Raw genomic sequence first — 14,672 nt, 5'->3', positions numbered from 1 at the left:
GTTGGGTTTGGTAAGACGGTAAGTCCCCCTAGCCCATCCAGTGCTCTACCCCCTGAGGTATTCATCCGAGGCGATACCTAAATATCTTTCGCGGAGAACCAGCTATTTCCCAGTTTGATTGGCCTTTCACCCCTAACCACAAGTCATCGGAGTCTTTTTCAACAGACACCCGTTCGGTCCTCCAGTGAGTGTTACCTCACCTTCAACCTGCTCATGGCTAGATCACTAGGTTTCGGGTCTAATACAACGAACTTGACGCCCTATTCAGACTCGCTTTCGCTACGCCTTCGCCTATCGGCTTAAGCTTGCTCGTTAAATTAAGTCGCTGGCCCATAATACAAAAGGTACGATGTCACCCAGAACGTATCTTGGGCTCCATCTGTTTGTAGGTGTCCGGTTTCAGGTCTATTTCACTCCCCTCGTCGGGGTGCTTTTCACCTTTCCCTCACGGTACTGGTTCACTATCGGTCGCTGAGGAGTACTTAGGCTTGGAGGGTGGTCCCCCCGCGTTCAGACAGGATTTCACGTGTCCCGCCTTACTCATGGATACATCATCGCATTACTCGTACGGGGCTATCACCCTCTAAGGCCCAGCTTTCCTGACTGGTTCCGATTGTCTTTGATGTATCACTGGCCTGGTCCGCGTTCGCTCGCCACTACTAACGGAGTCTCTGTTGATGTCCTTTCCTCCAGGTACTTAGATGTTTCAGTTCCCTGGGTTTGCTTGAAACCTCCTATGTATTCAGAAGTCTCATACCTTCTTTTGATAACCGGAAATCCAAAACCTCTTCGATCGAAATCTAAAGGCCTAGGCATCTCACATTTCTGTTCGAACCCCACACCACAGTCTTTCGACTGAGGTCTTGGAGTTCCGGCTATCGAAGGTGGGTTTCCCCATTCGGAAATCCATGGATCAAAGCTTCTTCGCAGCTCCCCACGGCTTATCGCAGCGTAGCACGTCCTTCATCGCCTCTCAGCGCCAAGGCATCCACCGAACACCCTTAAGGCACTTGATTGCTCTCATTATCAATGTCCACACACTCGGCAGAATGTTGTCTGCAGAACTACCTTGCGGCACGCGCCCTCGATGAACGCTATCTGCAGCCGGACAATGATTAGAAAGACCAGCTTGCTTCGTAAGATCGTTCCGATAGCGAGGCGGTCAAGCTTCGCTAAAAGGATCATTTACAACTCGCTTGTCTTTCAAAGCAGCCTTGTGAGCTACAATGGAAGACGCACGAGCGCCGAAATGATCCGGAGATAATGAAGTATCGCGCAACAATTACTTGTTGCCCGATCCAACTCGGATCGATCTCCTCTTTACGATGTCAGAAATCACGCAGCTTACTGTCCATCCGGACTAGTAAGTGCGAAGTGATGTTTCGCGGACGACGGTATGAGCAGCCGGTGATCAAACCATCTGGTGGAGCCAGACGGGATCGAACCGACGACCTCATGCTTGCAAAGCACGCGCTCTCCCAGCTGAGCTATGGCCCCGTAACCAGAAGACGAATGCTCACTCGATGAGTGTGGTGGGCCTGGGAAGACTTGAACTTCCGACCTCACGCTTATCAAGCGCGCGCTCTAACCAACTGAGCTACAAGCCCCTAACGCATATCCAGTCAAGGACCAGGGATTCTGCAAGGTTGCAGCCCCAGCGCGTGTTCGTCCGCGAAGAAAGAGAAACGAAGACGGCGAAATCCCGCCAATGCAGCTCAACGATCCTGACGACCGTTGGCCACTGATGTTTCTAAAACGGTTCGATAGAAGCAAGCTTCTGAAGAACCATCCTTAGAAAGGAGGTGATCCAGCCGCAGGTTCCCCTACGGCTACCTTGTTACGACTTCACCCCAGTCGCTGACCCTACCGTGGCCGGCTGCCTCCCTTGCGGGTTAGCGCACCGTCTTCAGGTAAAACCAACTCCCATGGTGTGACGGGCGGTGTGTACAAGGCCCGGGAACGTATTCACCGTGGCGTGCTGATCCACGATTACTAGCGATTCCAACTTCATGGGCTCGAGTTGCAGAGCCCAATCCGAACTGAGACGGCTTTTTGAGATTTGCGAAGGGTTGCCCCTTAGCGTCCCATTGTCACCGCCATTGTAGCACGTGTGTAGCCCAGCCCGTAAGGGCCATGAGGACTTGACGTCATCCCCACCTTCCTCGCGGCTTATCACCGGCAGTCTCCTTAGAGTGCTCAACTAAATGGTAGCAACTAAGGACGGGGGTTGCGCTCGTTGCGGGACTTAACCCAACATCTCACGACACGAGCTGACGACAGCCATGCAGCACCTGTGTTCCAGGCTCCGAAGAGAAGGTCACATCTCTGCGACCGGTCCTGGACATGTCAAGGGCTGGTAAGGTTCTGCGCGTTGCGTCGAATTAAACCACATGCTCCACCGCTTGTGCGGGCCCCCGTCAATTCCTTTGAGTTTTAATCTTGCGACCGTACTCCCCAGGCGGAATGCTTAAAGCGTTAGCTGCGCCACTAGTGAGTAAACCCACTAACGGCTGGCATTCATCGTTTACGGCGTGGACTACCAGGGTATCTAATCCTGTTTGCTCCCCACGCTTTCGTGCCTCAGCGTCAGTATCGGGCCAGTGAGCCGCCTTCGCCACTGGTGTTCTTGCGAATATCTACGAATTTCACCTCTACACTCGCAGTTCCACTCACCTCTCCCGAACTCAAGATCCTCAGTATCAAAGGCAGTTCTGGAGTTGAGCTCCAGGATTTCACCCCTGACTTAAAGACCCGCCTACGCACCCTTTACGCCCAGTGATTCCGAGCAACGCTAGCCCCCTTCGTATTACCGCGGCTGCTGGCACGAAGTTAGCCGGGGCTTATTCTTGCGGTACCGTCATTATCTTCCCGCACAAAAGAGCTTTACAACCCTAGGGCCTTCATCACTCACGCGGCATGGCTGGATCAGGCTTGCGCCCATTGTCCAATATTCCCCACTGCTGCCTCCCGTAGGAGTTTGGGCCGTGTCTCAGTCCCAATGTGGCTGATCATCCTCTCAGACCAGCTACTGATCGTCGCCTTGGTGAGCCATTACCTCACCAACTAGCTAATCAGACGCGGGCCAATCTTTCGGCGATAAATCTTTCCCCGTAAGGGCTTATCCGGTATTAGCACAAGTTTCCCTGTGTTGTTCCGAACCAAAAGGTATGTTCCCACGCGTTACTCACCCGTCTGCCGCTGACGTATTGCTACGCCCGCTCGACTTGCATGTGTTAAGCCTGCCGCCAGCGTTCGCTCTGAGCCAGGATCAAACTCTCAAGTTGGACTTGAACTTTGAACCGGCTGATCACAACGTTTTGACGAGGTCCCACCATTTTTCATCGACCGAAGTCGATGAGCTGCCCGCGATTCACATCGCTGGCAACGATGGTGTAACCTTAAAACGTGTACCGCCGAAGTCTTTCGTCCCCTCTCAGAACTCAAAAGCCGAAGCTCTTCAGTATCCGAGAGGCGCAAGGACTCCGCCGTCCACGTTTCTCTTTCTTCATCTTCACTTGTCAAACAGCCCGGGACCAGGAGGTCCCAACCTTCCAGAGAGGAAGGGTTCCGACACCCTTACCGACGATGGATGAACTCCAATCGACTTACGTCGACTGTTGTGTCACTCAACAAGGTGAGGAGCATCAGTGGCGCGTTCGCTCGCCTTGGTCAGTGACCCGGCGGCGCCGCGCTCAGTGGTCGGGTTATAGGCCCCGCCCATCGGGGTTGTCAACGACCATTGTCAGAAAATCGTCGCACGGTGGATTGTTCGAAAAATCCACGCGATTACAGCAGGTTAGAAAGTCGGTGAGCGGCTGGATCGCGCCGGCGCGGAGAAAAAACTCAAAAAAAGTTTGGGCTCGAGAGGGCTCCGGAGGCGGCATGAGGCGACTTGGACGCGACTTGGATCGCTCGTCCCTGGAAGGCCCCTGACGCCCGGCCGTTCGGGAAACTTTTCCATATTAGGCGCCGTACTTGAGCCACAATCCCCCGGCGTTCTGGTACAGACAAAGCTTGAATCGCAGGGATGCCAGTGGGGGCTGCCGGCGGTTTGTGTGGGGTCAGAGGAAGGCGATCATACGATGAAGCGGCCTTCTTCAGACATTCGAGACACATCGAGAGATCTTTTTCCGCTTAGCTGTTCGTAAATTCGGCCGGTCCGACATCTGGGCCTTCTGACCGCGGACGCCTATGCGGCTTGCCTTTTCCAGAGACGCCCCGAAGAGGGCGGCTCAAGGAGGGGCTCGAAACAGGGTTGCTCGAAACGGGGCTGCTCGAAATCGGGCTCTCGGATCGTTGATTGGGGGACTTGGGTTGAACCATAGGACGTCACGCGGCGCTTACGGGCGTGAGACCGGGATCATCGATCTCGGCCACGAGCCGCCGCTGTCCGTCGATGGTTCGGAAGCCGCCGTCATCGATCGCCGCCGCGTCTCGGTGCAATGGTTCAGCGGGACGATTCTAACCGGACTTTGCGGCGCAGCCCTGATCGGCGGCGCCGTTTTCGCTTCGCTCGACGGCGAGATGACCTTCGCCAAGGTGCCGGAGCGCGTCGAAGGCGCGCTGCGCGGCGCATTCGGCGCAGCCGACCGCACCGCCACGCTGCACAAGAGCGACCGCCTGCCGCCGCCGAGCGAATCCACGGCCTCGCGCAACATCGTGCGCGTCTCGACCGTCGCCCGCGTCGGCAACCGCGACGTGATGCGGGTGCGTCCCTTCATCCGGATTGCCGGCAATCTGTCGATGACGACGAGCGATCTGTCGGCGAAGATCCCGCCATTCAACGCCCAGCGCCTTCTCACCGATGTCGGATCCGATCCGAAGGCGGCATCCGAGGATCCCAACAATCCGGAAGCCGTCGAACCCGACGCCGAGGTCTCGTTCGTCACCAAGGACCTCTCCCAGGTGCTGCCGAAAGCCAAGATTTCCGCAGTGGTGGCGCTCGACGACATCCTGATGCGGGTCCGCGATGCCGCCAACTGGCGCGGCAATGGCGGGGTGCGCTACGCCGCGCTCTCCAATGCTGCGGCCGACGTCTCCGGCGCGACCGGCCCGTCCGATATCAGAAGCGCCTACGCCACCGAAGTGTCGCCGTCCGATCCCTATGCCGGCTTCGAGACGCGCGTGGTGCCGGAAAACGTCACGCTGCTGCCGAAGACCAAAGAGCAGATCACCGGCGGCAATCCCAACGGCGAACGCGTCCACGTGGTCAAGAAGGGCGACAGCGTCGCCGGCGTGCTGCGCGATCTCGGCGCCACGGCCGAGGAGATCAAGGCGATCACCGCGACGCTTGGGCCGCGCGGCCGCGACGGCGGCCTGAAGGAAGGCGAGAAGCTGCGGATCCTGATGGCGCCCGCAAGCCCCGGCGCCCGCCTGCAGCCCTACCGCGTCGTCATCGCCAACGAGACCATGGTCGAGGCGATCGCGGCGCTGTCCGATCTCGGCAAATACGTCGCGGTCGACGTCTCCAGCATGAACACCGTCGCCGACGCGGCGGCGAACGCCAACAGCGACGACGATGACGAGGATGACGGCACGGGCGTGCGGCTCTACCAGAGCATCTACGAGACCGCGATGCGCAACAAAGTGCCGATGCCCGTCATCGACGACATGATCAAGATCTATTCCTACGACGTCGATTTCCAGCGCAAGGTGGCGCCGGGCGATTCATTCGACGTGTTCTACGCCGGCGAAGACGAAGGCGTGACCGCGAGCGAAAAGAACGACGTGCTGTTCGCTTCGCTGACGCTCGGCGGCGAGACCAAGAAATACTACCGCTACCAGAGCCCCGATGACGGCGTCGTCGATTACTATGACGAGACCGGCAAGAGCGCGAAGAAGTTCCTGGTGCGCAAGCCCGTCAACAACGCCATCATGCGCTCCGGCTTCGGCGGCCGCCGTCACCCCATCCTCGGCTATGTGAAGATGCATACCGGCGTCGACTGGGCCACCTCCTACGGCACGCCGATCTTCGCCTCCGGCAATGGCGTGATCGAGAAGGCCGGCCCCGAGGGCGGCTACGGCAAATACATCCGCATCAAGCACAACAACGGCTACGAGACCGCTTATGGCCATATGTCGGCCTTCGCCAAGGGCATGGAGCCCGGCAAGAAGGTGCGGCAGGGCCAGGTGATCGGCTTCGTCGGTTCGACCGGCGCGTCGACCGGCCCGCACGTCCACTACGAAATCCTGGTCAACGGCCGCTTCGTCGATCCGCTGCGTGTGAAACTGCCGCGCGGCCGCTCGTTGGAAGGCCCGATGCTGGCCGGCTTCGAGAAGGAGCGCGACCGGCTCGACGGCATGATGAGCGGCCGCGCCGGTGCCATCGCCCGGATGTCGGACGCCACCGGCGGTCCGTTGCAGGTCACCAACAGGTAAAGCCGGCGAACCGGGCCGAGATCGGCCGGACATATTCAAGCACGAGCCGGATTTGACGACGTCGCGCGGGGCCCGGCTTGGCCGCATCACAACGTCAAGTTTCGTTTGCCAAAGCGGCATGAGGAGCGAATACTTTCCAAAAAACGGGAGGTCTCGCCATGAAGAACAGGCTCGCCTGCGCAGCCTTCGTCGCTGCGGTCGTCTCCGCTACCAGTGTTTCGGCCGAAAACTGGGAGGTCACCAAGCTCGTTCCGGGCTCGGCGTTCCACGGCGTGCACGGGCTTGCGATCGACAAGGCCGGCCATCTGTTTGCCGGCAGCGTCGCGGGCGCGGCGCTCTACGAGGTCGACATCCCCGGCGGTAGCGCGAAGGTTGCAATCCCCGCCCCGATCGGAATGGCCGACGACATCGCATTCGCCCCCGACGGCACCATGGCCTGGACCGGATTCCTGGCCGGCGATCTTTATTCGCGCAAGGGCGACGGCCCGATCAAGAAACTCGCTTCAGGCCTTCCCGGCATCAACTCGCTCGCCTTCCGCAAGGACGGCAGGCTGTACGCCACCACCGTCTTCCTCGGCGACACGCTCTATGAGATCGACGTCGAGGGCGTCAAACCGCCGCGCCAGATCATGGAGAAGATGGGCGGCCTCAACGGCTTCGAGTTCGGTCCCGACGACAAGCTCTACGGTCCGCTCTGGTTCAAGGGACAGGTCGCAAAGGTCGACGTCGACAAGGCCGAGCTGACCGTCGTCGCGGACGGCTTCAAGGTCCCGGCCGCGGTGAACTTCGATTCCAAGGGCGATCTCTGGGTAGTCGACACCGCGCTCGGCCAGCTCGTTCGGGTCGATCCCAAGTCGGGCGCCAAGACCATGGTCGCACAATTGAAGCCGTCGCTGGACAATCTCGCGATCGACGACAAGGACCGAATCTACGTCTCCAACATGGCCGATAACGGCATCCAGGAGGTCGATCCGGCGACCGGCCAGGCGCGGCAGGTGATCATCGGCAAGCTCGCCTTGCCCGGCGGCATCGGCGTCACGTCAGAGAACGGCAAGGATACGATCCACGTCGCCGACGTGTTCGCCTATCGCACGGTGGACGGCGCGACCGGCGAGGTCACCGAGAAGGCGCGCATGCACGCCGCCGGCGTCACGCTCGAATATCCGATGAGCGCAACGGCGAAGGGCAACGATGTGGTCCTATCGAGCTGGTTCACCGGCACGGTGCAGGTGATCGACGGCAAGACCGGGGCCACCCGCGACATGCTGCACGGCTTCAAGGCGCCGCACGACGCGCTCGTGCTCGCGGACGGCAGCATCCTGGTGGCCGAGTTCGGCACCAAATCGCTGGTCCGCGTCAGCGGCGAGCACGGCAAGGATCGCACCACACTGATCGGCGGCCTCGAGGGCCCGGTCGGGCTCGTCGCTGGATCGCGTGGCGAGGTCTATCTCACCGAAGCCTTTTCCGGCGTGATCTCGATGATCGAGAGCAACGGCGAAAAGACAGTCGTCGCCAAGGACCTGAAAATGCCCGAAGGCATCGCCCGCGCCAGAGACGGCAAGCTGATCGTAGCGGAGGTCGGCGCCAAACGGTTGATCGAAATCGTGCCGGAGACCGGCACGGTTACCGAGATCGCGGCCAATCTTCCAATCGGCCTCGTGGGTGCACCCGGAGGACTGCCGACGCACATTCCGACAGGCGTCGGCATCGGGGAATCCGGCACGATCTATTTCTCTTCTGACATCGAGAACGCGATCTACAAGCTCACGAAGAAATAGGTCGCCGCAGTAAGTTCGCCAACAACCCGCAAAACAAACCGCCCCGGAGAGGTTGACATCTCCGGGGCGGCTTGTTGCTTCAGGCTTCGAATGCCGACGATCAGTTCAGCTTCCGCTTCGACACCGGCGCCTCGAACTGGGCGATCTCCGCGGTCTGCGGCGCCTTGCCGTTGAAGGTCAGCACGTTGCCTTCGGAGGAGATCGCAACGTTGTCGCCGTCCTTGACGTCGCCGGCCAGGATCATCTCGGCGAGCGGATCCTGGACGTGACGCTGGATCACGCGCTTCAGCGGCCGTGCGCCGTAGGCGGGATCCCAGCCCTTGGCGGCGAGCCAGTCGCGGCCCGCAGCGTCGAGCGTCAGCACGATCTTGCGATCGATCAAAAGCTTTTGCAGCCGTGCGAACTGGATCTCGACGATCCGGCCCATCTCGCTCCTCTGCAAGCGATGGAACAGGATGATCTCATCGACGCGGTTCAAGAACTCTGGCCTGAAGTGCGCCCGCACCATGCCCATCACCTGCTCGCGCACGGCCGAGGTATCCTCGCCCTCCGGCTGGTTCACCAGAAACTCCGAACCGAGGTTCGAGGTCATGATGATCAGCGTGTTGCGGAAGTCGACGGTGCGGCCCTGGCCGTCGGTGAGGCGGCCGTCGTCGAGCACCTGCAACAGCACGTTGAACACGTCGGGATGCGCCTTCTCGATCTCGTCGAACAGCACGACCTGGTAGGGCCGGCGCCGCACCGCTTCGGTGAGCGCACCGCCCTCGTCATAACCGACATAGCCCGGAGGCGCGCCGATCAGCCGCGAGACCGAGTGCTTCTCCATGTACTCGGACATGTCGAGGCGGACCATCGCGGTCTCGTCGTTGAACAGATACTCGGCGAGCGCTTTCGTCAGCTCGGTCTTGCCGACGCCGGTGGGCCCGAGGAACATGAACGAGCCGGTCGGCCGGTTCGGGTCCTGCAGCCCCGCGCGCGAACGGCGAACGGCGGTCGCGACCGCACGCACGGCCTCGGCCTGGCCGACGACGCGCTTGCCGAGCGAGTCCTCCATCCGCAGGAGCTTGTCTTTCTCGCCTTCGAGCATCTTGTCGACGGGCACGCCGGTCCAGCGCGAGACCACCTGCGCGATGTGGTTGGCGGTGACCGCCTCCTCCATCATCTCGCCGGAGTTCTCCTTGGCCTCGATCTCCGCAAGCTGCTTTTCCAATTCGGGGATCCGGCCATAGGCCAGCTCGCCGGCCTTCTGGAATTCACCGCGCCGTTGTGCGTTGGCAAGTTCAACCCGCAAGCCGTCGAGCTCGGCCTTCAGTTTCTGAGCGTCGGAGAGCTTGTTCTTCTCCGCGCTCCAGCGTGCGGTGAGCGCCGCGGACTTCTCCTCGAGATCGGCCAGCTCCTTCTCCAGCGTCTGCAGGCGGCTCTTCGACCCGGCATCGCTTTCTTTCTTCAACGCTTCCTGTTCGATCTTCAGCCGGATGATTTCCCGATCCATCGAATCCAGCTCTTCCGGCTTGGAATCGACCTGCATCTTGAGCCGCGCGGCCGCCTCGTCCATGAGGTCGATGGCCTTGTCCGGCAGGAAGCGGTCGGTGATGTAGCGGTTGGACAGGGTCGTGGCGGCGACCAGCGCGGAATCGGTGATCCGCACGCCGTGGTGCTGCTCGTATTTGTCCTTCAGCCCGCGCAGAATGGAGATCGTATCCTCGACCGAGGGCTCGCTGACGAAGATCGGCTGGAATCGCCGCGCCAGCGCCGCGTCCTTTTCGACGTGCTTCTGGTACTCGTCGAGCGTGGTGGCGCCGATGCAGTGCAGCTCGCCGCGGGCGAGCGCAGGCTTGAGCAAATTGGACGCGTCCATCGCGCCATCGCCCTTACCAGCGCCGATCAGCGTGTGCATCTCGTCGATGAACAGGACGAAATTACCATCGCTCCCGGTCACCTCCTGCAGCACGGCCTTCAGCCGCTCCTCGAACTCGCCGCGATATTTTGCACCTGCAATCAGCGAGCCGAGGTCGAGCGACAGCAGCTTCTTGTCCTTCAGGCTCTCCGGCACGTCACCGTTGACGATGCGCAGCGCCAAGCCCTCGGCGATGGCGGTCTTGCCGACGCCGGGTTCGCCGATCAGGACGGGATTGTTCTTGGTCCGGCGCGACAGCACCTGGATCGTGCGGCGGATCTCCTCGTCGCGGCCGATGACCGGGTCGAGCTTGCCGTCGCGCGCCGCCTGAGTGAGGTCGCGGGCATATTTCTTCAGCGCGTCATACGCGTTCTCGGCCGTGGCGGAGTCCGCCGTTCGGCCCTTGCGCAGCGCTTCGATCGCCGCGTTGAGGTTTTGCGGGGTGACGCCGCCCTTGGCCAGGATCGCGCCCGCCTCGCTGGTCTTCTCCAGCGCCAGGCCGAGCAGCAGCCGCTCGACGGTGACAAAGCTGTCGCCGGCCTTCTCGCCAGCCTTTTCGGCGGCGTCGAAGGTGCGCGCGAGTTCGGGCGCCAGATAGATCTGGCCGGCTCCGCCGCCAGAGACCTTCGGCACCTTGTTCAGGGCGTCCTCGGTCGCCTTCAGGATTGCGCGGGAATTGCCGCCGGCGCGGTCGATCAGGCCGGCAGCGAGGCCTTCATTGTCGTCCAGCAGCACCTTCAGGACGTGCAGGGTCGAAAACTGCTGGTGCCCTTCGCGCACCGCAAGCGACTGCGCGGACTGGACGAAGCCTCTGGAGCGTTCGGTATATTTTTCGATGTTCATTTCGTGGTCTTTCCCTCGGCCTGCCCCTGGAGCCCTCAAAGGCACTCCAAACGGCATCTTCATTGGGTTTCCGATTACCGCATTGACGTTTCTCAACCGGCAACGGTCGTTATCAGCCGGCGCTGGCGCCGGCCTGACCCAGATGTGGGAAGCGAGGCCTCGGACCGGAAGAGGCGAGTTCACAATTTCGTGCGCGGATCCGCCCGCTTGGCGCCGGTGGGCCGAATCCCCTAAGTAGCGGCATGACACCCAGCGCAATGACAATCAGCCAGACCGCCGAGATCACCGGGCTCTACCGCTACCCGATCAAGGGCCTGACGCCGGAGGCCCTGCCCCGCGTCTCCCTGCGAGCCGGCCAGACCCTGCCCGCCGACCGCCGCTACGCCATCGAGAACGGCCCGAGCGGCTTCGATCCGGAAGCACCGCAGTGGAAGCCGAAGATCCAGTTCCTGATGCTGGCGCGGAATGAGCGGCTAGCTTCGCTCGACAGCCGGTTCGAGGACGCGACCAATTGCCTGACCATCCGCAAGGACGGCCAGATCGTCGCCAGCGGCGATCTCGAGACCGCCGCCGGGCGCGCCGCCATCGAGGACTATTTCAGGGAAAATTTTCAGCCGGAGCTGAAGGGCCCGCCCAAGATCCTGTCCGGCCGCGACCACAGCTTTTCAGACGTCGCCCGCAAGGTCGTGTCCATCATCAATCTCGACAGCGTCCGCGCGCTCGAGACCATGCTCGGCGGCGCCGCCGTCCACCCGCTACGCTTCCGCGCCAATCTCTACGTGAAGGGCTGGCCGGCCTGGTCCGAGCTCGACCTCGTCGGCCAGACGCTCGCGATCGGACAGGCCCGGCTGCAAGTGGTCAAGCGCATCAAGCGCTGCCCGGCCACCAATGTCGACCCTGATACCGCCAAGCGCGATCTCGAAATCCCCGCCACGCTCTCGAGCAATCTCGGCCACATGGACTGCGGCATCTATGCCGAGGTGATCGCTGAAGGCGACATCGGCGTGGGCGACGCGGTTGCATTGGAACAGCCGAAGCTGGTGTGACGCTGCGCGCTGGCCCCGCTCCGCCATTGCGAGCGAAGCGAAGCAATCCAGGAATGCGCCCGCGGAGACAGTCTGGATTGCTTCGTCGCTTCGCTCCTCGCAATGACGGCCGTCAGTTCGGCATCACATACGCATAGATCCGGCCGCGCGAGACCGGTGCTTCGCGAACGCGGTTGCCGTTGTTGCCGGAGATCATGATCGGATTGCCCTGCGCGTCGACACCGGTGATGATGCCGACATGACCGCCCCGGCCACCACGCGACATCACTGCGATGGCGCCGACCTGCGGACCGGACACGCGCGTGCCGTAATGCGCGAACGAATTCGCCATGTCGGAGCCGGTGCCACGATGACCGGTCTTTTCGAGCACCATGTTCATGAAGCGCGCGCACCACAGGCTACCGCGACCGGTCGGATTGCCGCCGACATAGCGGCGTGCCTCGGACACGAGGCCCGACCCACCGCCGAAGCCGCCGCCGCTCGTCGCGCTATTGGCCATGCCGCCGTCATTCGCGTTAGTGGCTATCCCACCTCCACGCCTCATAATTCGACGGCTGGCGCGCGTGGTCATCTCACCGCTGGTAACCATTCCAGCGTTGCCGCTCATGGCCATTCCACGGCTGCCGCTCATGGCCATTCCACCACTGCCGCTCATAGCCGTTCCAGCGCTGCCGCTTATGGCGATGCCGCCGCTATTGGCGTTCGGATCATAGCTGGCGAAGGTGTTGCCGAAGCCGTTCGCCTGCAATTGCGCCGCGCCGCGCTCGAAGCGCGAGCCGCGTGCATGCCGGTAATGATGATGTCTGCTGGCGTGATGCGCGTAAGCGTGCCGCTCTGCGCTATGACGATGAGGTCGTGCTGACGCCGGAGAAGTGAAGGCGGCGAACGCCGCGAAGAAAACAGCCAGCGCAACGACACAGCGCGACAGGCGAGACGCAAACAACTCGAACATTCTTCATCCTTCGTTGACACCCCACTTCCCCGTCGGCCCGTGCGGTGGCCGACATCCGCGGGCTGTATCAGTATCCTGATGTGGCGAGAACAAGACGCGGCCCCTAAGAATTTGGACGATGATTAATAAGTGCTACCATCGTATGCGCTGACCGCAGGACGGCATTCCAAAGCCGCAGCCACCTCAGGGAGAAAACCGGATGCCTCACGCCCTCACGAAGGACAATTGTCGACTCTATTTCGAAGAAGCGGGCACGGGCACGCCGATTATTTTTCTGCACGAATTCGCGGCCGACTACACCAATTGGGAGCCGCAGATGCGCTACTTCTCGCGCGGCCATCGCTGCATCACCTATTCCGCACGCGGCTACACGCCATCGGACGTGCCTGATGGCGAGGTCTACCGCTACACGCATTTCTACACCGATGCGCTCGCGGTGCTCGATCATCTGAAGATCGATCGCGCGCACTTCGTCGGCCTCTCGATGGGCGCCTATTCGTCGCTCCAGATCGGGCTCAACGCGCCCCAACGTGCGCTGTCGATGACGCTCGCCGGCGTCGGCTCGGGCTCGGAGATCGAGAACCTCGACGCTTGGCGCCAGCAGTGCCGCGCCAACGCGGAGCAATTCGAGATGCTCGGCTCAGCCGAAGTCGCAAAAGTCACGCGCGAGGCGCCGAGCCGGATTCCCTTCCTGGTGAAGGACCCGCGCGGTCACGCCGATTTCTATGCCGCCCTGGCGCGGCACGACGCCAAGGGATCAGCGCGGACGATGCGCGGCTTCCAGGCCGGCCGTCCCTCGATCTTTACGATGACGGACGCGATCAGAGCGGCCACGACGCCGGCACTCATCATCTGCGGCGACGAGGACGATCCGTGCGTGGGCGCAAGCCTGTTTCTGAAGAAGCATCTGCCGGCGGCAGGGCTCGCCATGTTTCCAAAGTCCGGCCACGTCCTCAATCTCGAAGAGCCAGCGCTGTTCAACGAAACGGTGGAACGGTTCGTCACGCTGGTGGAAGCGGGAAGATGGCCGGTGCGCGACCCGAGGTCACTGGCGGCGCATTAGCGCGAAGGCGTCACCAGGTACTGGGTCGCGTAGATGGGGTAACGGGCCGGCCTACTTCCTGCCGCCCCGCGTCAGCAGAAACACGCCCTGCTCGCCGAACAGATTCCACACCCACCAAGGCATCCGCAGCCGCAGCGGACGGCCGTAGAGGTCGAGCGCCTCGGCACGTTCCATCTTGACGTCGATCGCGTCGCAGAGCTCGACGAAATCCTTGATGGTGCAGAAATGGATGTTGGCGGTGTCATACCAGCTTGCCGGCAGGTTCTCCGTGCGCGGCATGTGGCCGCCGATCAGGAGCTGGAGCCGCATCTTCCAGAAGCCGAAATTCGGGAACGACACGATGGCGCGGCGGCCGATGCGCAGCAAATTCTCCAGCACCACTTTCGGCTGCCGCGTCGCCTGCAACGTCTGCGACAGGATCACGTAGTCGAAGGCGTCATCCGGATAATTCACGAGGTCGGTGTCGGCATCGCCCTGCACCACCGCAAGACCCTTGGCGACGCAGCGGTTGACGCCCTCGCGCGACAGCTCGATGCCGCGGCCGTCGACGCCGCGGGTTTCCAGCAGTTGGAGCAGGTCGCCCTCGCCGCAGCCGACGTCGAGCACCTTCGAGCCCGGCTTGACCATGTTGGCCACCAGCACATGGTCCGCGCGAAAATCACCGGGCTGCCCGGTCGCAAGGCCGCCCAGCGGCAACGCTTCCTGTACAGACATG

7 protein-coding genes, 2 tRNA genes and 2 rRNA genes (1 of these 11 only partly in view) are annotated in these 14,672 nt (G+C 61.7%); 4 read left to right on the top strand and 7 right to left on the bottom strand.

Annotation, left to right across the window (positions count from 1 at the left end; translation table 11 throughout):
• From IVB19_RS03915 to IVB19_RS03900, 4 genes are all read right to left on the bottom strand, one after another.
• Positions 1–1,016 (bottom strand): 23S ribosomal RNA (locus IVB19_RS03915) (it extends 1,857 nt beyond the left edge of the window).
• 405 nt (positions 1,017–1,421) lie between these two features.
• Positions 1,422–1,497, bottom strand: a tRNA-Ala gene (locus IVB19_RS03910).
• 33 nt (positions 1,498–1,530) lie between these two features.
• Positions 1,531–1,607: transfer RNA gene (locus IVB19_RS03905), tRNA-Ile, on the bottom strand.
• Positions 1,608–1,795: 188 nt separating this feature from the next.
• Positions 1,796–3,284: ribosomal RNA gene (locus IVB19_RS03900) — 16S ribosomal RNA — on the bottom strand.
• Together the 16S and 23S rRNA genes with 2 tRNA genes alongside form the textbook arrangement of a ribosomal RNA operon.
• A 1,030-nt stretch (positions 3,285–4,314) precedes the next feature.
• Here IVB19_RS03900 and IVB19_RS03895 point away from each other — a divergent pair.
• Both IVB19_RS03895 and IVB19_RS03890 read left to right on the top strand, forming a co-directional pair.
• Positions 4,315–6,378 carry a M23 family metallopeptidase gene (locus IVB19_RS03895; RefSeq protein ID WP_018453272.1) on the top strand — a complete coding sequence of 688 codons (2,064 nt, stop codon included), beginning with the start codon at positions 4,315–4,317 and terminating at the stop codon, positions 6,376–6,378.
• Between the two features lie 158 nt (positions 6,379–6,536).
• A complete protein-coding gene (locus tag IVB19_RS03890) occupies positions 6,537–8,156 on the top strand; it encodes an NHL repeat-containing protein (protein ID WP_085350725.1) in 1,620 nt (539 codons plus the stop codon).
• Positions 8,157–8,256: 100 nt separating this feature from the next.
• Here the strand turns inward: IVB19_RS03890 and clpB are convergent, their stop codons facing one another.
• A complete protein-coding gene (clpB, locus tag IVB19_RS03885; protein WP_018453270.1) occupies positions 8,257–10,896 on the bottom strand; it encodes an ATP-dependent chaperone ClpB in 2,640 nt (879 codons plus the stop codon).
• Positions 10,897–11,153: 257 nt separating this feature from the next.
• On the opposite strand from clpB, the gene IVB19_RS03880 reads away from it, so the two are divergent.
• Positions 11,154–11,942, top strand: coding sequence for an MOSC domain-containing protein (locus IVB19_RS03880; RefSeq protein WP_018453269.1), 789 nt, complete (start codon positions 11,154–11,156; stop codon positions 11,940–11,942).
• A 112-nt stretch (positions 11,943–12,054) separates the two neighbouring features.
• On the opposite strand, the gene IVB19_RS03875 is transcribed toward IVB19_RS03880, so the two are convergent.
• Positions 12,055–12,894 carry a TIGR02594 family protein gene (locus tag IVB19_RS03875; RefSeq protein WP_018453268.1) on the bottom strand — a complete coding sequence of 280 codons (840 nt, stop codon included), beginning with the start codon at positions 12,892–12,894 and terminating at the stop codon, positions 12,055–12,057.
• Between the two features lie 199 nt (positions 12,895–13,093).
• Here IVB19_RS03875 and IVB19_RS03870 point away from each other — a divergent pair, with 199 nt between their 5' ends.
• Entirely contained in the window at positions 13,094–13,957 is an 864-nt protein-coding gene (locus IVB19_RS03870) for an alpha/beta fold hydrolase (RefSeq protein WP_018453267.1), read from the top strand.
• A gap of 51 nt (positions 13,958–14,008) precedes the next feature.
• Here IVB19_RS03870 and metW read toward each other — a convergent pair whose 3' ends face one another.
• Entirely contained in the window at positions 14,009–14,671 is a 663-nt protein-coding gene (gene metW / locus IVB19_RS03865; protein WP_018453266.1) for a methionine biosynthesis protein MetW, read from the bottom strand.
• Between the last annotated feature and the right edge of the window lies 1 nt (position 14,672).

Source organism: Bradyrhizobium sp. 187 (assembly GCF_023101005.1).
In the GTDB taxonomy this organism is placed as follows: domain Bacteria; phylum Pseudomonadota; class Alphaproteobacteria; order Rhizobiales; family Xanthobacteraceae; genus Bradyrhizobium; species Bradyrhizobium canariense_D.
This window is presented reverse-complemented; position numbering and strand designations above follow the sequence as displayed.